Origin of the sequence: Streptomyces sp. NBC_01622 (genome assembly GCF_045209635.1) — a bacterium.
Taxonomy (GTDB): domain Bacteria; phylum Actinomycetota; class Actinomycetes; order Streptomycetales; family Streptomycetaceae; genus Streptomyces.
This window is the reverse complement of sequence record NZ_CP109293.1, coordinates 1,649,289-1,668,375: the sequence shown is the minus strand read 5'-3', so window position 1 is coordinate 1,668,375 and position 19,087 is coordinate 1,649,289. Positions and strand designations below refer to the sequence as shown.

Below are 19,087 nucleotides of genomic sequence, written 5' to 3'. Positions count from 1 at the left end.
GGGGATGCGGCCGGCTTTTCCCGCCGCGTGATGGCCTCCTCATCTCTGTACGCCGAGATCAGCCCAGTCGGACAGGTCCCTGGTGCCGGCTGCCTGCCCGCGCGGACAGGTAGGCGACGAGCCGGCGGGGCAGGACGCGGCCGAGACCGACCATGGCCTTGTAGCGGTTGTCGGGCACGCTCACCGGGACGCGCCTGCGGAAGTCGCGGATCGCACTGTCGACGAGTTGGTCCGCGTCGATCCACAACGTGTCCGGGATCCCCGCGGTGTCCATGTCCGACCGCTTGTGGAACTCGGTGCGTACCCACCCGGGACACAGGGCCATGACGTGGGCGCCGCTGCCGCCCACCTGTTGGCAGGCGCTTTCGCTGAAGGCCACCACCCAGGCCTTGGACGCGCTGTACGTTCCGCGCGGGAAGAACGCCGCGACCGAGGCGACGTTGATGACGCCTCCGCGTCCGCGTTCCACCATGCCGGGCAGAGCGGCGCGGGTAAGTCGCAGTACGGCTTCGCAGTGCACCCGCAACATGGCCAGTTCCTCGGACAGTTCGGTGTCGAGGAAGTCGCCGCGCTGTCCGAACCCGGCGTTGTTGACCACCAAGTCCACCTCGCGTGCGGCCCGTTGCTCCGCCGCCGCGAGGCCCGTCTCGGTGGTGAGGTCCGAGGCGAGGACCTCCACCCTGACACCGCGGGCGGTCCGGAGTTCCTCGGCGGTCTGTTCGAGGCGCTCGGTGTCCCGGGCGAGCAGGACCAGATCGAAGCCGTCCGCGGCGAGCCGCCGGGCGAACGCCGCTCCGATTCCGGCCGTCGCTCCGGTGACCAGGGCTGTGGGCATGACGGAAGCCTAGTGGCAGTGCTTGCCGAACTGGTCAGCCGGGGATGATCTGACGGCGGTCGCCGGTCTCCCTCGTGGTCGGCGGGATACATGGCCTGAAGGAGCGGAGGGGATGTCTTCGCCAACACGCGGAGCCCCCGACCCAACTCGACTGGCCAGCGCGGTCAGCGTTCGGGCTCGATCGGCCTCATCGCGGCTCGGGGCGCGCGACCGTGTCCCCGTGACGGCTTCGCGCGAGCCCGGTTAAGCTCGTTCGTCCCGCGTGTCCAAGCGGTTCGCCCGGTCAGTTAAAGAGGACGCTGAGATGTCTTTGCATGTGATCGTGCTGCCGGGGGGCGGCTATGCGGTGCACGCCGCCCACGAGGCGGAGCCGATTGTCGATTGGCTCGAAGGATTGGGCGTGGAAGCGAGCGTTTTCCGGTATCCGCTCAACACGCGGCATCCAGCACCGCTTGTAGCACTTCAAAGTGAGATCCGGCGCCAACGGGCGAAGGGAGCCGACTCGATCGGGATCGTGGGGTTCTCGGCCGGTGGGCACCTTGCCGGCCTCGCAGCCCTCACTCCGAACACTGACGAACAGGCGTCGGTTCAGTTCGCTGTTCTCGGCTATGCGATCACGTCGATGGAGACCGAGACGTATCGGCCTGCGCAGGACATTCTGTTGGGCGAGGACGCGTCGCCGGAGTCGCGTCGTTCGACCTCGCTCGATGCGCTGGTCACTCCGTCGGCCCCTCCGTTCTTCCTGTGGCACACGGCGGAGGACCCCTATGTTCCACCTGAGCACACCTATCGCCTTGCTACGGCCTTGGCTGCCCACAAGGTTCCCCACACGGTGCACGTCTTCCCCCACGGCCCCCACAGCCTGGGCCTTGCCCGTGAGGCGGGCGCGGCATCGACATGGACACGCTTCGCTGCGTCATGGATCCGCGAGCAGACTGGTACCCCGACACGTCACGGAGCTTGACAGCGCCTGCCTCCCCCCGAGGTGGGTGTTCATGCGCTCCCGGCCCTAGCCGGATCAGTTCACGTCCAACACGTTCCCTGTCGCATCAGCGTGTTGAAGCTGATCCGGCAAGGGTGGTTCCGTGCCTGGCTGGCGTACGTATTGGGTTCCCAAGCCCCGGGTAGTGAGCAATCGAATACCGATCCTGGTCGGGGTGGGAGGACTTGGCAGAGCGTGAAGAGCGGTGTGGGACTACCCCGGTGATCCTGACGGCCGACGCCACGGTCAGCTGCCGCGACGAGACCGGCCACTTCGTGCGCTGGTCGGTACGGCATCGCCATGCCTGCGGCCTGACCTACGGCACTGTCCGCTGGACCGGTCCACTCGGCAACATCGGCAGCGGTTTCCGGTCGCTTTGCGGATGTCGGTCGCGGTGCGCTCGCCGGCTTCCGTGTTGCGGACCGCGAGGGTGACCGAGGCGCCGACGAGGGCGCGGGCGGTCTCGGCGCCGAGACCCGAGGCGGCGCCGGTGACGACTGCGTGCTTGCCGGTGAGGTCGATGCCTTCGATGACCTCGGCGGCCGTCGACTCTGCACCGAAGGGGGTGTGGATGCGTTGGGTGGTGGTCATGACCTCAAGTCCTCGTCACTGATCGGTTACTTGTCCCTCACCTGAACCGGTGAGGGAGCCGGTCTGGCGGACCGGTGCAGGTACGCCAGGGAGAAAGGCTCAGCCCTGATGCTCGAGTTCGAGGACGAGCTTGCCGGTGTTCTTGCCGGTGAACAGGCGCCTGAGTGTGGCCGGGAACGTCTCGATGTCGCCGCGCACCGTGTCCTCGACGCTCGTCAGCTGACCGGCGGCGAGCCAGCGCGACATCAGCTCCATGGCCTCGGGATACCGATGGGCGAATGCGGGAAAGGCGACGCCGGCCATGGAGGCGCTCCGGTACAGCAGCGTCAGATAGTTGCTCGGGCCCACGACCGTATCGGCCTTGTCGGACTGGGAGATCGCCCCGCTGATGACGACTCGCCCACCGTTGGCGAGGCGGGTGAGTGCCTGGTTGAGGATGTCTCCGCCGACGTTGTCGAAGAACACGTCGACGTATCGGGGGGTGAGGTCGCGCAACTGGTCGGGAAAGTCGTCCCGCTTGTAGTCGATGGCGGCGCTGAACCCGAGCCGGTCGACGAGCATGCGTGTCTTCTCGGGCCCGCCCGCGATCCCGATCACGTGCGCGCCTTTGATCTTCGCGATCTGGCCGGCAATGCTTCCGACGGCCCCGGCCGCTCCCGACACGAGGACCACGTCGTCCGAGGCGAGCCGGCCGACGTCCAGGAGCCCGAAGTAGGCGGTCATGCCGGTCATGCCCAGGACGCCGAGATACGCCGCGAGCGACCGGCCCTCCTCGGGGTGGACCTTGTAGACCCCGGTTCCGTCCGACAGAGCGAACTCCTGGACGCCGAACGTGCCGTGGACGAAGTCGCCCTCCGCGAAGCCGGGGTGGCGGGAGTGCACGACCTGCCCGATCGTGATCGCGCGCATGACCGCTCCGACGTCCACCGGAGTGACGTGTCCTGCGTTCATCCAGCTGCGCATGACAGGGTCGATCGACAGGTGCCTGACCTTGACCAGAAACTCGCCGTCGCCGGGCACGGGAATGGGGGTCTGAACGAGCTCGAAGTCGGAGTCCTCGAAGGGGCCGACGGGGCGGGCCTTGAGACGGAACTGGCGATTGGTGCTGGTCATCCCGGCTCACCTCGCCCGGCTGGGCGGGAAGTGGTCGCCGGTCATCGGCAGACCGCTTGTGGACTCGGCGCGAGGCGTCCTGTCCCGGCGGGGTGTGCCCGCTGCGCCGAAGACAGTCCTCGGACCGGAACGCCTCCGCAGCCGTGTAGTCGCGCCTTTGCCGAAGAGGGTGCCGAAGGCCGTCAGAGCGAGTTCTTTGTTCTGCTGGGGTGTGGGCATGCCGTGCTCCAGAGGATGTGTCATGAGTGCCTCGGGCGTTGTCGCGTGTGCGGCTACGCGCTTTTCGCGGTGAGGTCGGCGAGGTGGCGCCACTGGGTGAGCGGCGGGGTCTCGCCGCCCCCGGCGGTGATGAGCTGCAGGGCCAGATGGTCGGCGCCGGCGGTGTGGAACTCGGTCAGGCGGTTGCTGATCGCGTCGTCGGTTCCCCAGGCCACCAGGGCGTCCACCAGGCGGTTGCTGCCGCCGCCGGTGAAGTCTTCGTCGGTGAAGCCGAGGCGTTCGAAGTTCGCGGTGTAGTTGGGCAGGCTGAGGTACAGGTCGAGGTGGTCACGTGCGATGGCACGTGCGCGGACGGGGTCGTTTTCCAGGACCAGAGCGACCACGGGAGCCAGCAGTGGTCCGTCGCCCAGGACCTCCCTGGTCTGCTTGATGTATTCGGGGGTGACCAAGGCGGGGTGGGCCCCGGCGGCCCGGTCGCGGGCGAGACGCAGCATCTTCGGTCCGAGGGCCGCCAGGATCCGGCGGTCGGCCGGGACGGGGACGGCGGCGTCGTCGAGGGCGTCGAGGTAGCCGACCATCGTCGAGTAGGGCCGCCGGTAGTCGCGGGCCAGCTGCGCGTGGCTTGCGCCCAGGCCCAGAAGGAACCGGCCGGGCTGGGCTTCTTCCATCTCGGCTCGCTGCTCGGCCACGGTGTTGGCGTCCTCGTTCCAGATGCTGAGGATGCCGGTGGCCAGGGCGATGCGTTCAGTGGACCCGGCGAGCGCGGCGGCGTGGTGCACGCTGCTGTTGCCCCCGAGCCAGATCGTGCCGAAACCGGAGCTTTCCAGCTCGGCTGCCGCGTGGTGTCGCTGTTCTTGAAGCGCCGGGTCTTCGGAGCGCAGTTCATGGCTGAAGATTCCGAAGCGGCCCAGGTACTGCTGTGGTGTGGTGTGAGGTGCGGAGTGCATCGCTGGTTCCTCTCTATGACGAATGCGTCATTCGTGCTGCGCATCTGCGCACGTGGAACTTTTCTGGTCCGGAGGGGGCATGCCGTTGCCGGCCGGTTGGGCCGCTGCTGCCGCGGCTCGGCCGGAGGCCTGGAATTCGGCCTGGTCGACGGCGCACCTGAGCGTTGTCCTCGCGGCGTGGCGTTGGATGCACTCGACGGCTTTCACGACCTCAATTCCTACTCATCAGTCGGCTGTGTTTCCCTCACCTGAATAGGTGAGGGAGCCGCTCTGCCCTGCCGAGAGACAAGGGGCGGGCCGTCGTTGGCCCTCATCTCATCGCCGTCACCAGTACGCGCCATCGGTTGGCGTCGCGTGTGGATGCGGTACTGCGCGAGCAGTCCGAGGGCGGCGGCGGCGATGATGACGGCGCCGTAGCCGAGGACGGTGTGCAGGAGTCCGAGCGGGGCGATGAGGAGGCCCGCGATGATCGCCGGGACCCCGAAGCTCAGGTAGGCGATCAGGTAGACGGCCGCGAAGAGCCCGGCCCGCTGGTGGGGTTGTGCGAGGGGGGTGATGGTGCGCAGGGCTCCGGAGAAGGAGGCGCCGACGCCCACGCCACCGATGAGGCCGCCCAGCCACAGGAGCGGGAGTGTCGCGGTGGCGACCCCGGTCATGTTGACCGCGGTGCCCAGCAGTACGCCCGTACCGCCGAGGAAGATGGTGCGGCGGGGTGTGAGGCGGCCGAGGGCGAGGCCGGCCACCGCGGCGGCCGCGGGCTGGACGAAGACCGTGGCGCCGTTGAGGAGACCGCTGTGCAGGTCCAGGAGGTCGCGGAGGATGGTGGGGACGAGCCCCATGAACAGTCCGGCCAGCATCCAGGCGGCCATGTGAACGGGGACGCTCGCCACGAATTCACGGCGCGCCGCCTTGGGGATGGAAACGCGCGGGATCAGGGAGTGCATCGCCCCAGGGCGGGGGGAGACCGTCTCGGCCGAGAACGCGGCGAAACCCGTGCCGACGATCATGATCACTGCCAGGGCGGTGAACACGAGGGCACTCGCGTGGCTGCTGAACTGGACCGCCGCGCCGGTCAGCAGGGCACCCAGGCCCAGTCCGCCGGCCGGGGCGATGCCGGCGATGATGGTGCCCAGTTTCTTGCGGTGCTCCGGGGCGTGTTCCACGACTGAGGCCGAGAAGGCGCTGGTGGCCGCGCCGGTGGCGATGCCCTGGATGGTGCGGGCCGCGATCACCCAGCCGATGTCGGAGGCGAAGACGAACATGAGCATCGCCCCGAACTCCACCACGAGGGATCCGATCAGGACGGGGCGACGTCCGACGTGGTCCGAGAGGGAACCGGCGACCAGGAGAGCCGCCAGCAGCCCCAGCGCGTACGACGCGAAGGCGACCGTCAATACCCAGGCCGGGAAGTGCCACTGCTGCTCGTAGACGACCAGCAGCGGCGTCGGCGCGCCCGCGGCCACGTAGAGCGCCGCGAACACCGCACCCGATCCGGCGAACGCGGTGGAAGAAGCAAGCGTCCTCCGGACCCGGGCAGGCTCGGTGATCACAGGTGCCGGGCTGCGGTCGCATGCTGATTCGATGACGTGGGACACCTCGAAACCCCCTAAGGCAAGGTTCTGTGCGTTAGGGGGGAGCGTAGCTCTGGAGGGGGATTAATGCAAAGAGTCGTGCGTTACCGTGGGCTCCATGACTGCAGAATTGCCCCCCGGTGGCCGTAGTGCCGCGGCGCTCGCGTCCGTCGGCGAGCTGTCGAGGCGCTGATCGCCGAACGGGGTGGTGACGCCGTCGCCGTCCCGGTGATCGCGGAGTGTGCCGGGGTGTGTGGAGCGATGTGGCTGCATGGGTGCAGGAGATCCAGGCGGGTGCCGCAGTCCTTCGGGATGGGGCCGCTGTGGCGGGCGAGGGTGAGCTGGACTGCCCGTGTGACCGGCGGGCGAGGGTGGCTGCCCGGTCCGGCGGCGTCTTTGGTGGTGACGATGTCGTCGACCGGGTGGTGATCCCGATCCTCTACCGCGTCACTTCCCTGCCCCGGGGTCAGTCCGGGGTCGACGCGAGCACCCGTGTCGACGAACTCTATGGCCGGCGCCCCTGGGTCCCTACTCCCTCCACCCATGCTTGTTGCTCAGAATTTTGCGTTAAGGCGGATGCCTGCTAAGGTCACCCTAAGGCTCAGATCTGTGCATTAGAGGGTCTGTGTGTTAGGGCGGTTGATGCCGCCCCGGAATGTGACCCGGCACCCTTACCCGCGGCCTGCCCGGCTTCGCCCTTGATCAGGAGACTCACATGACGAGTTCGACGCAGCCTCTGCTCCAGCCGTACCAAATGCGGGATGTCCCGCTGGCGAATCGCATGGTCGTGGCCCCGTTGACGCGGGCCCGCGCACGCAACCGCGATCTGCTGCCGGGCGATCTGCACACCGAGTACTACGCTCAGCGCGCGTCGGCCGGCCTGATCATTTCCGAGGGCGTATGGATCAGCCGTGAAGCGATCGGCTGGCACGACGTTCCGGGGCTGTTCACCGACGAGCAGATCGCTCACTGGAAACAGGTGACGGACGCGGTCCACCGCGCGGGGGGCGTCATCTTCGCGCAGCTTTGGCACACAGGGTCCGCCTCACACCCCGATTTCTTCGACGGTCGGCCGCCTCTCGCGCCGTCGGCCGTCAACCCGGAGCTGCTGGCGCCGACAGCGGCGGGCCGCAAAGCCACCGTGGAGCCCTTGGCGATGTCGGAGCACGACATCCGGCAGACGGTTACCGACTTCGCGACGGCCGCCCGCAACGCCCTGCGCGCCGGATTCGACGGGGTCCAGCTCCAGGCCGGCTTCAACTACCTGATCAGCCAGTTCCTGAACCCCCGCACCAACGTGCGCACGGACCGCTATGGCGGCTCGATCGAGAACCGGGCCCGCTTCCTCTTCGAGATCATCGAGGCCATCGGTGTCCATGTCGACCTGCGCCGTGTCGGTGTGAAGGCCGGACCCTCCTGGGCGGAGGCGGGCGCGTTCGTCTCCGGGAGCGAGGCCCTGGCCGACAGCGAGTACGTTCTCGGGCGCCTCAACGACTACGATCTCTCCCACCTGCTGCTCATGGGGATGATGGCCGACCCCGCCGGGGGACCGCTGGGGGATCTGGCCGGCGACGAGATGTTCCGGCACTTCCGCAAGGTCTACCAGGGCACCGTCATCGCGAACGTCGGATTCGACCAGCACCGGGGAAACACGATTCTGGCCGACGACCTGGCAGATCTGGTCGCTTACGGACAGGCATTCATCGCCAACCCGGACCTGCCCGCCCGGTTCGCCGACTACGCGCCCCTCAACGAACCGAAGCCGGACCTCTACTACGGCCCGGACGCCGCCGGCTACACCGACTACCCGCAACTGGAAAGGTGAACGTGCCAGAGGCCTGTCCCGTGGTCGAGACGGAAGCCACTGGGAGGAAACCGGCGGGCGCCCGATGGTGTAAGCCGGCCGTCGCCGCGACTCCGCCTGGCAACCAGGAAAGCGCGTCGATCAAGCCTGGCGGACGGGGATTTCCTGCACGCTCAAGTAGACGTCTTCAACGAGCCCTTCAGAGATGAGGTGGAAGTTGTTGCGGCTCCCTTGAAAGCGAGCAGTCCTTCGTGTCCCGTCTCAAAAGATCTGGCTCGAACCCAGGGCCGTGAGCTGCGGGGACCGGATCGATTGAGACGGGCGGATACTCGAGTTCTCAGCCGGTCCGGTCCGATGCGCGAGAACGCCGCTCGTCGTCTCCAAGGACCTGGGCCGGCGGGGCCGTGTCGAGCCGGTCGAGTTCCTCCCGGCGCCCGACAACCGCAGGGCCGCAGCCTGGCGGAAGACCACCGACAACCAGAGCAACGGCTTATTCGGCGGTGTCCGCCTCCCCGACGATCTGGGAACGGGACGGCCCGACGACGAGGTAGCGCTCACCAGGAAGATGCATGACGAACGGAACATCCCAAGACCAGTCATCGGTGCACCTGCTGAAGTGCAGGTCCTGGTGGCTGCTTGAGGGATGGAGCTGCCGCAGAAGCGGCTCGTCATGCGCGGCTCGCACCAGCCTGATGTCCATGCCCTCGCGATGGAGCATCCGCTGCCACGCAGCCTCCACGACATCACCCTGACCGGGCTCGGGGCCATCGGAAGCACTCGGCGCGTCTATCGATCCCATGCGCCCACTCTGCCGGGCCCCGTGCGCAAACAGAGCATTACTCGGACCAGTTCACCTGAGGCGGCCTACGGATCGTCCCGTTCACCTGAGACAGCCTTCCAGAGGCTGGCGCAGAGCGTGGACGGGGGCTGTGGATGCCGTAGCCGAGGTGCGGCTCCGGGAGATGGCCTTCGCCGTCGGATCGGACCGCCAGGCCGGCGTTGCAGCGCACGCCGTCAGCCCGGCTGTCGCCGTGGTAAAACCTCCGGATCATCAGGGGCTTCACCGACTCCGACTACACCCTGGTCCACCTTCCACGCCGATCACGTCCCCGAAGGCGCCGTCGCCTTCAAGAGTCTCGAACACGGCCACAATTTTGACGACACATCCCCTGACATCCGCCGTCTGCTGGGCCAAGTTGGCCTCGTATGAACACGCGGACCGCGAGGATGGGCAGACAGGCACATGAAGCTCCCGGGGGACACGAGTGATCTCGTTCGAGAGCCCGTCCACCACGAGCTTCGTCGTTCCGTACTGCTGCTGACTGCTACCAACCGACCGGCCTCGCAGTCAGGTTGGAAACAGCTCGCGTCCCGCATTCCAATGGTTTATGGAATGCGGGAGACGAGACGCAGGATCAGGCGGAAAGCTGCGCGAGCAGCTCTCCGGTCGTGAGGATGGCATGAGCGTACGTTGGCCCGTTGATGGCGTGGGCGGCGTGCATCCCCTCCTGGCTGAAGGCTGCGGTGGCGTCCTTGACCAGGGTGACGTGGTACCCGAGTTCCATGCCGAAGCGGCCTGTCGCCTCGATGCAGGTATTGGCGACCAGGCCGATCAGGATGATGCGGCGGATGCCGTGCTGTTTGAGCTGTAGATCGAGATCGGTGTTGGCGAAGCCGCTGGAGCCCCAATGCTCGTGGGCAACGACATCGCCCGGCTGGGGCTGGAAATCGTCATGGAACGTTCCGCCCCAACTGCCTTCGGCGAAGACCTCCGCCTTGGCTGTGCCGAGCTGATACGGCGAGGGAAAGTCGAAGGAGACGAAATCGCCGGGCTTCCAGCGGTTATGCGGGACGAAGAAGATCTTCACTCCCTGGGCCCGTGCGGTCGAGACCACTTCCCGCAGATTGTCCAGCAGCCTCACTTCCTCGGCGACCGCCTTCACGCGATGCCAGAGTTTTCCGCCCTCGCTGAGGAAGTCGTTATAGGGGTCGACCAGCAGGAGAGCAGTGGTCGAGGCGTCGTCGCTCACGATATTCCCTTGTCCCTTCCGTGCTTTGCGTCTGACGTCGGTGCGCTTTGCCGTCAGTTCGGTTCGTGCACTGCACCAGAGCGCGATGGCATTCGGAATTCCGGCTGCGCGCCACAGGCGGTTCCCGTCATCGATATCGCTCTTTTCAGCTGCGCTTGGCGACGGCCTGCCTGGCTCCGTACCACAGCACCCGCGGGTTGTCGCGGTCCCCGTGCAGCTCCAGCATGGTGGCGACGATGTCTTCCACGGTCTCCTGTTCGTCCACGATGCGGCTGAAGTCGCGCAGGTACTGCTGGCTCTGCTCGATGGTCTCGGGGGAATCGGGCGCGCCGACCCGCTTGTGACCGGAGACCACCGTGGTGGGGTTCAACGCGGCGATGGCATCAAGGCTGGCGACCCATGCGGCGCGTGAGGCGCCGTCGGTCTCGGCGGTCATCATGTGGACCTGGTTGTAGACCACATCACCGGCGACGACCGCGCCGATCGACGGGGCGTACACGAGCGAGGAGTGCTCGGTATCGCCCTGGCCCACGTCGATGATCTGGAGTTCGTGGCCGTCGAGCTCGAACGTGCCGTCCTCCAGCAGGCCTGGAAGTGCCGGACTGTCGGGGATCTCGCCGGGAAAGCAGGTGTGCCAGTACTTCTGCAGGCCCGCGTCCGTCGCCTCAAAGCGGGCGCGGTCCAAAACCTTGCCCGTAGCCAGACCGCGGGCATCCGGGAAGCGTTCGAGTAGCCGGCCCAGCCCGATCCAGTGGTCGGAGTGGCCGTGAGTGATCAGGACCGCGGTGATGCGCTTGCCGTGACTCTCGGCCCAGTCGGCCAACACGTCCACCTGGTCGAAAGTGATGAGGGTGTCGACCAGTACCGCTTCCTCCGCTCCGGCGATGAGCGAGCTGCTCATCGGCGACCACAGGGGTTGGTCGCCTGCTCCCTCTGACGCGGCACCAACGAACGGCCGCATAGGCGCCACGTGGACGTCGATGCTCAGACCGGATTCGGAAGCCATGATGAAACTCCTGCGATTGTGATAGGCGAAGCGGTTGTGGCGGGCCCGAGGGGACCCGGCAGCGAATTACATGAGGTGCCGCCTGTACGGCTCATCGGCCCCCGTCATGCATGGTTCCCGCAAGAGCTGGACGCTTCCCTCACCTGTTCAGGTGAGGGGCCGGTCCTCAAGCCCAGGAACGCATGTCAGCGGGGTTGAGGAATGCCTCGCAGCGCAGGCCGACCTCATCGACAGCCCCGACCGTCAGACGGGTGAACGCGAGGCGATGCTCCCTCTCGGCACCGTCGTGCCCTGGCGTCCCGGACTACGCGGGGCGCGTGATGGTGCAGCCGCAGACTGCCGGGAATGATGGTCTAGACCTTGACGCCCTCGTTGTCATGCGACTACCTTCCGGCATCAGCGGTTCACAATCGAATTCACTGTTCACGTATAGGAATTCCGTAGCGGCAGTCGCCTCATGGAAGGCCATCCCCCCATGCGTTTAACAGCCCTCTCCCGGTTCGCCGGCCTGTCGGCCGTGCTCGGCGCTGTGGCGGCCGCAGCCGTCATGGCTCCCGCCTCGGCTTCCCCGGCACCCACGCCGGAAGCCGCCACGCGGCCCACGACCGTTCAGCCCCGCACCATCAAAGCCGCAGCCGTTGCCGCATCGCCCGCGGTGTTCGTGCACCCGGGCGTGAACCTTGACTCCGCCCAGCTCGACTTCGTACGGGCCAAGGTCCAGGCAGGGGCCCAGCCGTGGAAGACCGCGTACGACAGCATGATGGCGAGCTCGTACGCCTCGCTGTCACGCAGCCCCAAACCCCGGGCGACGGTGGAGTGCGGCCCCTCCTCGAACCCCAACAACGGCTGTACCGACGAACGCGAGGACGCGATAGCCGCGTACACCGATGCGCTGGCCTGGTACATCAACCGCGACGACCGCTACGCACAGAAGGCGATCCAGCTCATGGACGCCTGGTCCGCGACCATCCATGCCCACACCAACGACAACGCCCCACTGCAGACCGGCTGGGCGGGCTCCTCCTGGCCCAAGGCAGCCGAGATCATCAAGACCGTGCACGGCAACTGGTCCAACGCCGGCCGCTTCGCGACGATGCTGCGCACCGTCTACCTCCCGCTGGCCGTCAACGGCTCCAACCGCACCGGCAACTGGGACCTGACGATGCTGGAGGCGGCCGTCAGCATTTCTGTCTTCCTCGACGACCACGCCAGCTACGACACCGCGATCGGCCACTACCTGCAGCGCGTCCCCGCCTTCGTCTACCTGTCCTCGGACGGCGCGCTGCCCAAGACCGTGCCCAGCCAGCACCTCACCACTCGCGACCAGATCGTCAACTTCTGGTTCGGCGCAAGCACCTTCACCACCGGCATCACCCAGGAAACCTGCCGCGACTTCACCCACACCGGCTACGGCATCTCCTCGATCTCCCACGTCCTGGAGACCGCCCGCATCCAGGGGCAGGACCTCTACCCGCAGGTCGGTGAACGGCTACGGCAGGCACTGGGCTTCCAGTCGAAGTACGAACTCGGCGCGGCCATCCCGTCCACCGTGTGCGGCGGCACTCTCAAACGCGGACTCGGCCCCATCACCGAGGTCGGCTTCAACACACTGAACACCCTCCACGGCGTCGCGATGGCCAACACTCAGACTCTCACCGAGCGAAACCGCCCGGCCGGCACGAACAACCTCTTCGTGGCCTGGGAAACCCTCACCAACGCCCAGAACCCCAACTGAGTTCGCTCTGCACGGCCGATGGCGATCCGCCGCGCCGATTCCCGTAAGGGGGCTCCTGCCCAAGCAGCAGCCAACCCTCACCCCCAACTCCGGGGAATCCGCCCCCTCTTCAGACACGAAAGGCTCTGGCCTCCATGGACAAGGACATGGACCGACGACACTTCCTGACCACCACGGGCGGCAGTGCGCTCGCCGCTGTGGGGCTGTCCACCCTGACCGGCATCGGAGGGCCGCGCGCAATGGCGGCCCCCGCCGCCGTGCCCTCGTCCACTCTGCCCCCGCGCGCCGCGATCATCGCCGTGCTGCGCCGAGTCGCCGACCACTGGATCGCCGCCCACAGCAACCCGGGCAACAACCAGTGGGCCAACGCGACCTTCTTCTCCGGCCTGCTGTCCCTGTACTCCCTGACCAAGGACGCCCGCTACCTTGCCTACGCCCGGTCCTGGGCCGAGCAGAACAACTACGCCCTCAACGGTGGCTCCAGCACCCGGATCGCCGACAACCAAAACGCCGGACAGGCATATCTCGACCTCTACGCGCTCGAACCCGACCCGCACAAGATCAGCGCGATCGAGACCTCGCTGCACCGCATGACCTACTCCGACCAAGTCGACAAAAACGACGACTGGTGGTGGGCCGACGCCCTCCACATGGCGATGCCGCCCTTCGCGCGCCTCGGCACCCTGCGCGGTGACGCCCGCTACCACCAGAAGCTGTACAGCCTGTACCAGCACACCAAGCACGCCGAAGGGGGTCCCGGCCTGCTGAACCCGGCGACCGGCCTGTGGTACCGCGACAAGAACTTCCTGCCCGGCCACATCGTCTCCCCCTCCGGCAAGCCCGTCCTCTGGTCGCGGGGCAACGGCTGGGTGGCCGCCGCCCACGTCAAGACCCTCAAGGCCCTGCCGCCCACCCAGTCCAACACCGCCGAGTACCGCGACACCCTCACACGCCTGGTGACCGCCCTCCCCCCGATCCAGCGCCCCGACGGCTTCTGGAACGTCAACCTTGCCGACCCTGCACACTTCCCCGGCCCCGAGAGCAGCGGCACGTCCTTCTTCGTCTGTGCCATCGCCTACGCCGTCGCCACCGCCCTCGTCGACCGGGCCACCTACCTGCCCGTCGCCGCCCGTGCCTGGAACGGCCTGGGCACCACCGCCGTCCACCCGGACGGCGTCCTCGGCTACGTCCAAGGTGTGGGCGACCGCCCCGACTCCAGCCAACCCGTCACCTACGACACCACCGCGGACTTCGCGGTCGGCGCCTTCCTCCACGCAGGAGTGGAGCTGGCGACCCTCGCATCCTGAAGAGCATCGGCACGCTCGCTCCGGAGAAGGTCAACCGGGTCCGCGCCACATACAACCTGCCGCCTGTGACCACCTACGACGTGCAGGCGTACGACAGCAGTGACAACTTGGTGCGCACGACCCCCGAGTTGCTGACGGCTGCTGGCCGCCGCCGACCTTGCCCTGCCCGCCGGACAGGCCGACTGGGTACGCGAACTGGCGGGCCGGGTCCTCACGTTGACCTCCGACCCGGACCTGTGCATCGCCGCCCGGCTGGACATCGGCTGGTCGCTGCTGTGGTCCGACCGCAACGCCGACGCGTTCGACACACTCCTGTCCGTCGCCGCCGAGGCATCCCCCAGGCTGCCGGCCCTCGCGTGGCAGGCCGCCTGGATGGCCGCCACGGTCGCCCACCAGACCGGACTCCCCGAAGTCTCCGCCAGGGCACGCGCCGCCCTCGACCTGCTCGACTCCCAGGACGGGCCGGCGCCGGCACCGGCGGCCGAGTACCGGATCTGGATCCGGGCCTGCACGGACCCGTACGGCGAACGAGCCGACCTCGTCCCCCGCCTGCGCCGCACAGCGGAAGGCCCCCTCTCGGACCCGGGTACGTTCGGCGCGGCGGCCTGGGTCCTGGACGAGACCGAACTGGCGGTCAGGGTGCTGCGCGAAGCCCTCAGCCGGCTGCGCGCCCCGGGCGTCCGCGGTGCCGGCGGCGGTGTGCTGTCGGCACTTGAATGGGCGTACGTCGACAGCGGCCGCTGGGACGACGCACTCGCCGCCGCCCGGGAGGCGGGCGACATCGCCGCCGCGTACAAGATGGAGACCGTCGCGGGCTCGGCCGACCTCACCACGGCCGTCGTGGCGGCCATGCGCGGCGAACACGACCGGGTGGCACCGCTGCTGGCCCGCGTGCGCGGCGCCGTGGACACCGGCGAATACCGCGGGTTCGCCGCCAGGATCTGGCAGACGGCAGGTCTGTCCGCGCTGGCCCAGGGCACCTACACGACCGCGTACGCGCAGCTCAGCCGCCTCTTCGCCGCCGACGGCACCCCCCTGGCGATGACAGCCTGGGGGGACAAATGGCTCGCCGACGACGCGGGCGTGCCCGTCATCACCCGTCACGACACCTGCGGGCGCGACACCCACGCGGAAGTGGTGTGCGCGTGCTGCAAGGAGCCGCTCGCCTGGGAGGACGTCACACCCCGCCCAGGCCCCGGCTATCCGCCCAAGCTGCTCAGCCGTCCGGCCGTCCGGCGCCGATTCCGGCTCGACGGTCCGGGGGAGCAGGCACCGGCCGCGAGGTGACGCTGCCGCGACGGTCTCGCGCTTTCAGTCCGCAGGCGACCGCGGCGACGGGCCGGGCAACTCTCCCCGGATCGATATGGTGGCCGGAGCCGTCCGGCGGCGAGCAGATTGCAGCTTGACGTGGGTGTGGACCGGCAGCCCGCTTACGCCAGCGACGTCCAGACGCTCTTCACCCCGGTGTACAGGTCGATGGCGCCGCTGCCCATCTCGCGGCCCCACCCGCTGGACCCGTAGACGCCCCAGTGCGCTGAGGCGTCCACCGGGTTGGGCATATTGATGTAGACGGTTCCGGCGCGGGCGAGGGCCTCGTCCTCCTCGTCGAAGGGGAGGACCGCGAGCACGGGGCCGAAGATCTCCTCGCGAACGAAACGTATGTCGTCGCGGACGCCGGTGAAGACGGCGGGCTGAGACTATGAGACCCTGCCCGCCGGCTCCGAGGCCATGATCCACGTCGCCTCGATCGACAATCTCACCAAGCGCACAACAGACGAGACGACACCCGGGACGCAAGCTTCATCGGTCGTATGACTTCCGCTTCTTTACGACACCCCACGATGCGAGCTTCGTCGGTCGTGTGGCTTCCGTGCAAAGTGGGTGGCTTCGATCGCCGAAGTAGGCGACGCCAGAGACGATCGCTGCGAGGTCGTACTCAACGGGGCACTCCGCGTTCGACTGAACGAGCGCGCCGCAACCATCTTTGCTGAGGTCCACGGAGACACCTGGCGCCCAGTGATATTGCGGGCACGCCTTTTGCAGCACGCCCAGCCCGGTCGTGGTGGGTGTGGCCGCACGGCTCTTGAACGTGAAGAGGACGTTCGAGGCCCCCGCGACCGTAGCCGAAGGACCGACGAATGCCGCGATCCCATGGGTCGTGATCGTGAAGAGCTTTGCCCTCTCGTCACAGCCGACACCACCGTAGAGATCGTAGGTGATGGCGGCGACGTCATGCCTGTCGAACACGTAGGTGCGCCGCCGCGTCAGGTCTTGACTCGCGGTTTCGCAGTCCTTGCTCCGCCAGGTGCCGATCATCGCATGCGCGATGTCTTTGCAGTTGAAGTTGTCGACGGTTGCCTTGCCCCCGGCGCCGACCGGCTCCTGCGGAACCGGCCTCACCTCAACCGGATCGAACGGTTTAACCGTGGTCGTGCCCGGAGCGCAACCGACCTCGCCGAGAGTGACACCCCCGCCGGTGGTACGGGCTGTCTGCTGGGGTGCCGGAGCAGACGCGGCGTTCGCCGCGGCCGCGCCGCCGAAGATCGCCAGGCTGACCACGGCGGCACCGAGCCCGAGCGAGGCCTTCCCCTTACGGCTCGCTCGGAGCGTGGCGAGTCTGTTCATGGTGTGCCCCTCTTCGACTAGAAGTCGTCGTCCCCGGAACGCCGCCAACGGCGCGCGTCTGCGTATGAGAGGTCCTCCCGAGCGGAGACGGGGGACGGTCGCGTCCAGGAGAGGACACCACTGCGTGCGCGGCCCGCACCACCACACGAACAGGTGACCTACGGTCCATCAGAAGTCGGGTGGCCCGGAGGAATCACCCGTCCGAGCCGCCCGACTTCTCAAGGAGAAACTCACCTGTCTGCCCGGCATGGCGGGTACCAGGCCCGCGCCGAACACAACCGGCCCCGGCGCAGGTCCATTCACGCCTTTCCCCGGCGCGGCGCCTGCCGCGCCACCATCCAGGCGATCGACCCGACGCGGTCAGTCTCCCCAGGGGTTCGCGTCGATGGCCATGTCCCAGGTCACGTAGGGCAGAGATGGGTGGCGCTGGTGGACGAGCTCGCCGGCGAGCGTCCTCGGGGGCGCTTTGCGAGGGTTGGCGAGGGCCTGTTCTTCGATGGTTTCGGAGAGGGCGCGGATGCCGCCGAGGCGGGGATAACGGGCGTGGACGCGGTCTGCGAACCCGGGCGGAAGCTGGTCGAGATCGCCGGTGCCCGCGTCGATGCCGACCCCGTTCAGTGCGATGGCGATCTCGGCGGGACGACGACGTAGGAACACCGGTGACCGGCGCAGTTGCGTTGTGTGCAGTGCGATGGCGTCCCACACCGTGTCCACCCGGCGGTCGGTGATGCCGTTCTCTTCCAGGAACCGCGCTGCGATGTCGGCGCCGGTGGCCTCGAACTGCTGGTCGTCGGTGTTTCCCTCGGCGGTCAACCCCATGTCGTGCAACACGCAGATGAGGTAGACCAGTTCGAGGTCGTAGTCCTCATTGGGTCGCTTGCCCTGCCGGCCGGCGGCCGCGCGAGCGAACAGGAAACTACGCAGGCTGTGGTAGCGCAGGGACGGTTCCTGCGTCTCGGAGACCAACGTGTGGGCGCGCCGGGCCAGTCGGGTGGTGGGAAAGGACAGGTCAGCGTCAGTCTGGCTCGCGCTGGCGGCCGGCGCACCGATCATGACTCCGGCGGCGCCGGCCACGGCGCCGCCCAGCACGACACGGCGGGGCACGGGACGGGACATCAGGTCTCCTCTACGGGTGGGCGAAACGTTGTCGGTATGCGGTTGGAGTGGTGCCGAGGACTTGGAGGACGGCGCATGGTCTCGTCGGACCCGGGTGACGTACTGGCCCGGTGTGATCCCGAGCTCGCGCCGGAACAGGCGGGTCAGGTGGCGCTCGCTGACCATCGCGCGGGCGGCCATCCCGGTAAGGGTGTGGCGGCCGGCCGGCTCGGCCGCGACCGTGTCAAGCACGGTGCGCAGAGCGGGGCTGCGTGGCGAGGGAACGCCCCCCCACACACGCTGAACTGGGACGTGGGGTCCAGGCAGGAGATCACGGCTGGCAGGGTCCGCTCCCAGACCCGGATTACCACCCGGAACCGGGACCCAGGCGTATCGACGCGCCTTCCAGCACCGAGCAGCCTGACGGCCTGGCCTTCCCCGTGACCACCAACCTCCGCTCGCGTTCGTGTTGGAGACGGCCCAGTACGGTTCGAGGTCGCCGCTGCTGAGCATGGCGCGGAGTTTCAGTTCCACCCCGACCTGCGCCCGCGCGCTGTGCTCACTCTCCCCAGGGGGAGGATGCGGCGGCGAGTTCGAGGGCGGTGATGCCGTTGGCGCGGCGTTCGCGCAGCAGTTCGCCGCCGATCGAGTAGCGGGGCGCCGCCGCGTCGGATCGTGCGGCCCTTTCGGTAATGGCGTCGGTCAGCGACCGGACCATCGCCAGTCGCGGATAGGCGCCGTGGATCTCCTTCTCCCGATCAGCGACGATCTCCGCGTTGCGTCCGAAGTCGGTACTGATGCCCTCACGCGTCAGGTAGGCGAGCAGTCCACGCCGTTCGGCGATCCCGTGGGAGGTGTGCAGGGCGATCGCCTCCCACACCCGGTCCACATCCCGCGCGTCGACGCCGTGCTCGGTCAGCAGCGCGGCGGCAAGATCCGCGCCCTCCACCTCGAACCGCGCGTCGCCCTGAGCGAGGTCGCCGACCCCCAGGTCGTGCATGACGGTCGCAGCAAAGAGCAGTTCACGGTCGTAGGCGGCATCGTCCAGAGCGCCTTCGTGTTCAGCGACAAGTTGCGCGAAGAAGAAGCTGCGCACGCTGTGGTTCGCGATCGAGGCGCTCTCCGAGGACTGCACCGTGCGCAACACAGCATCGGTCGGCGGCCCGGTCGGCAGGTCAAGGGTGAAAGTCATGCCTCGACGCTACGAAGCAGTCCCTCCCACCCGCC

16 protein-coding genes and 3 pseudogenes are annotated in these 19,087 nt (G+C 67.9%); 6 read left to right on the top strand and 13 right to left on the bottom strand.

Annotated elements, in window-relative coordinates:
- Positions 1-58: 58 nt before the first annotated feature.
- The gene (locus OH768_RS07720) at positions 59-835 is read right to left on the bottom strand and encodes an SDR family NAD(P)-dependent oxidoreductase (RefSeq protein WP_406451377.1); all 777 of its coding nucleotides are present in this window, start codon (positions 833-835) and stop codon (positions 59-61) included.
- A 304-nt stretch (positions 836-1,139) separates the two neighbouring features.
- Here OH768_RS07720 and OH768_RS07715 point away from each other — a divergent pair, with 304 nt between their 5' ends.
- Complete coding sequence (locus tag OH768_RS07715; RefSeq protein WP_406451375.1) at positions 1,140-1,799, top strand: alpha/beta hydrolase; 660 nt, start codon at positions 1,140-1,142, stop codon at positions 1,797-1,799.
- A 378-nt stretch (positions 1,800-2,177) separates the two neighbouring features.
- Here the strand turns inward: OH768_RS07715 and OH768_RS07710 are convergent.
- From OH768_RS07710 to OH768_RS07690, 5 genes and pseudogenes are all read right to left on the bottom strand, one after another.
- A pseudogene (locus tag OH768_RS07710) lies at positions 2,178-2,408 on the bottom strand (SDR family NAD(P)-dependent oxidoreductase); the annotation flags it as partial.
- A 99-nt stretch (positions 2,409-2,507) separates the two neighbouring features.
- The gene (locus OH768_RS07705; RefSeq protein ID WP_406451373.1) at positions 2,508-3,521 is read right to left on the bottom strand and encodes an NADP-dependent oxidoreductase; all 1,014 of its coding nucleotides are present in this window, start codon (positions 3,519-3,521) and stop codon (positions 2,508-2,510) included.
- 6 nt (positions 3,522-3,527) lie between these two features.
- The gene (locus OH768_RS07700) at positions 3,528-3,740 is read right to left on the bottom strand and encodes a hypothetical protein (protein ID WP_406451371.1); all 213 of its coding nucleotides are present in this window, start codon (positions 3,738-3,740) and stop codon (positions 3,528-3,530) included.
- A 53-nt stretch (positions 3,741-3,793) separates the two neighbouring features.
- Positions 3,794-4,687 (bottom strand): LLM class F420-dependent oxidoreductase, encoded by an 894-nt coding sequence (locus tag OH768_RS07695; protein WP_406451369.1) that lies wholly within the window; start codon positions 4,685-4,687, stop codon positions 3,794-3,796.
- Positions 4,688-4,905: 218 nt separating this feature from the next.
- On the bottom strand, positions 4,906-6,237 hold the full coding sequence (locus OH768_RS07690; RefSeq protein ID WP_406451367.1) for an MFS transporter: 1,332 nt from the start codon (positions 6,235-6,237) through the stop codon (positions 4,906-4,908).
- 736 nt (positions 6,238-6,973) lie between these two features.
- Between OH768_RS07690 and OH768_RS07685 the strand changes: the two genes are divergently transcribed.
- On the top strand, positions 6,974-8,083 hold the full coding sequence (locus OH768_RS07685) for an alkene reductase (protein ID WP_406451365.1): 1,110 nt from the start codon (positions 6,974-6,976) through the stop codon (positions 8,081-8,083).
- Between the two features lie 469 nt (positions 8,084-8,552).
- Here OH768_RS07685 and OH768_RS07680 read toward each other — a convergent pair whose 3' ends face one another.
- The 3 genes from OH768_RS07680 to OH768_RS07670 all read right to left on the bottom strand — a co-directional run bounded on the left by OH768_RS07680 (position 8,553) and on the right by OH768_RS07670 (position 11,098).
- Positions 8,553-8,861: a DUF6193 family natural product biosynthesis protein gene (locus OH768_RS07680; RefSeq protein ID WP_406451363.1), complete on the bottom strand. Its 309-nt coding sequence runs from the start codon at positions 8,859-8,861 to the stop codon at positions 8,553-8,555.
- Between the two features lie 616 nt (positions 8,862-9,477).
- Positions 9,478-10,092, bottom strand: a complete 615-nt coding sequence (locus OH768_RS07675) for an isochorismatase family cysteine hydrolase (protein WP_406451361.1) — start codon at positions 10,090-10,092, stop codon at positions 9,478-9,480.
- A gap of 145 nt (positions 10,093-10,237) precedes the next feature.
- Positions 10,238-11,098 carry an MBL fold metallo-hydrolase gene (locus OH768_RS07670; RefSeq protein WP_406451359.1) on the bottom strand — a complete coding sequence of 287 codons (861 nt, stop codon included), beginning with the start codon at positions 11,096-11,098 and terminating at the stop codon, positions 10,238-10,240.
- Positions 11,099-11,573: 475 nt separating this feature from the next.
- Between OH768_RS07670 and OH768_RS07665 the strand changes: the two genes are divergently transcribed.
- From OH768_RS07665 to OH768_RS07655, 3 genes are all read left to right on the top strand, one after another.
- Positions 11,574-12,833: an alginate lyase family protein gene (locus OH768_RS07665; RefSeq protein WP_406451357.1), complete on the top strand. Its 1,260-nt coding sequence runs from the start codon at positions 11,574-11,576 to the stop codon at positions 12,831-12,833.
- Between the two features lie 146 nt (positions 12,834-12,979).
- Complete coding sequence (locus OH768_RS07660; protein WP_406451355.1) at positions 12,980-14,140, top strand: glycoside hydrolase family 88 protein; 1,161 nt, start codon at positions 12,980-12,982, stop codon at positions 14,138-14,140.
- A 216-nt stretch (positions 14,141-14,356) separates the two neighbouring features.
- A complete protein-coding gene (locus tag OH768_RS07655; RefSeq protein WP_406451353.1) occupies positions 14,357-15,427 on the top strand; it encodes a hypothetical protein in 1,071 nt (356 codons plus the stop codon).
- 143 nt (positions 15,428-15,570) lie between these two features.
- Here OH768_RS07655 and OH768_RS07650 read toward each other — a convergent pair.
- A pseudogene (locus tag OH768_RS07650) lies at positions 15,571-15,822 on the bottom strand (aldehyde dehydrogenase family protein); the annotation flags it as partial.
- Positions 15,823-15,835: 13 nt separating this feature from the next.
- On the opposite strand from OH768_RS07650, the pseudogene OH768_RS07645 reads away from it, so the two are divergent.
- Positions 15,836-15,955: pseudogene (locus OH768_RS07645) on the top strand (IS5/IS1182 family transposase); the annotation flags it as partial.
- Here the strand turns inward: OH768_RS07645 and OH768_RS07640 are convergent.
- The 3 genes from OH768_RS07640 to OH768_RS07630 all read right to left on the bottom strand — a co-directional run bounded on the left by OH768_RS07640 (position 15,941) and on the right by OH768_RS07630 (position 19,052).
- Positions 15,941-16,765 (bottom strand): hypothetical protein, encoded by an 825-nt coding sequence (locus OH768_RS07640; protein ID WP_406451352.1) that lies wholly within the window; start codon positions 16,763-16,765, stop codon positions 15,941-15,943. The pseudogene OH768_RS07645 and the gene OH768_RS07640 overlap by 15 nt on opposite strands.
- A gap of 360 nt (positions 16,766-17,125) precedes the next feature.
- Positions 17,126-18,061 carry an HD domain-containing protein gene (locus OH768_RS07635; protein WP_406451350.1) on the bottom strand — a complete coding sequence of 312 codons (936 nt, stop codon included), beginning with the start codon at positions 18,059-18,061 and terminating at the stop codon, positions 17,126-17,128.
- 358 nt (positions 18,062-18,419) lie between these two features.
- The gene (locus OH768_RS07630; RefSeq protein WP_406451348.1) at positions 18,420-19,052 is read right to left on the bottom strand and encodes an HD domain-containing protein; all 633 of its coding nucleotides are present in this window, start codon (positions 19,050-19,052) and stop codon (positions 18,420-18,422) included.
- Positions 19,053-19,087 lie beyond the last annotated feature (35 nt).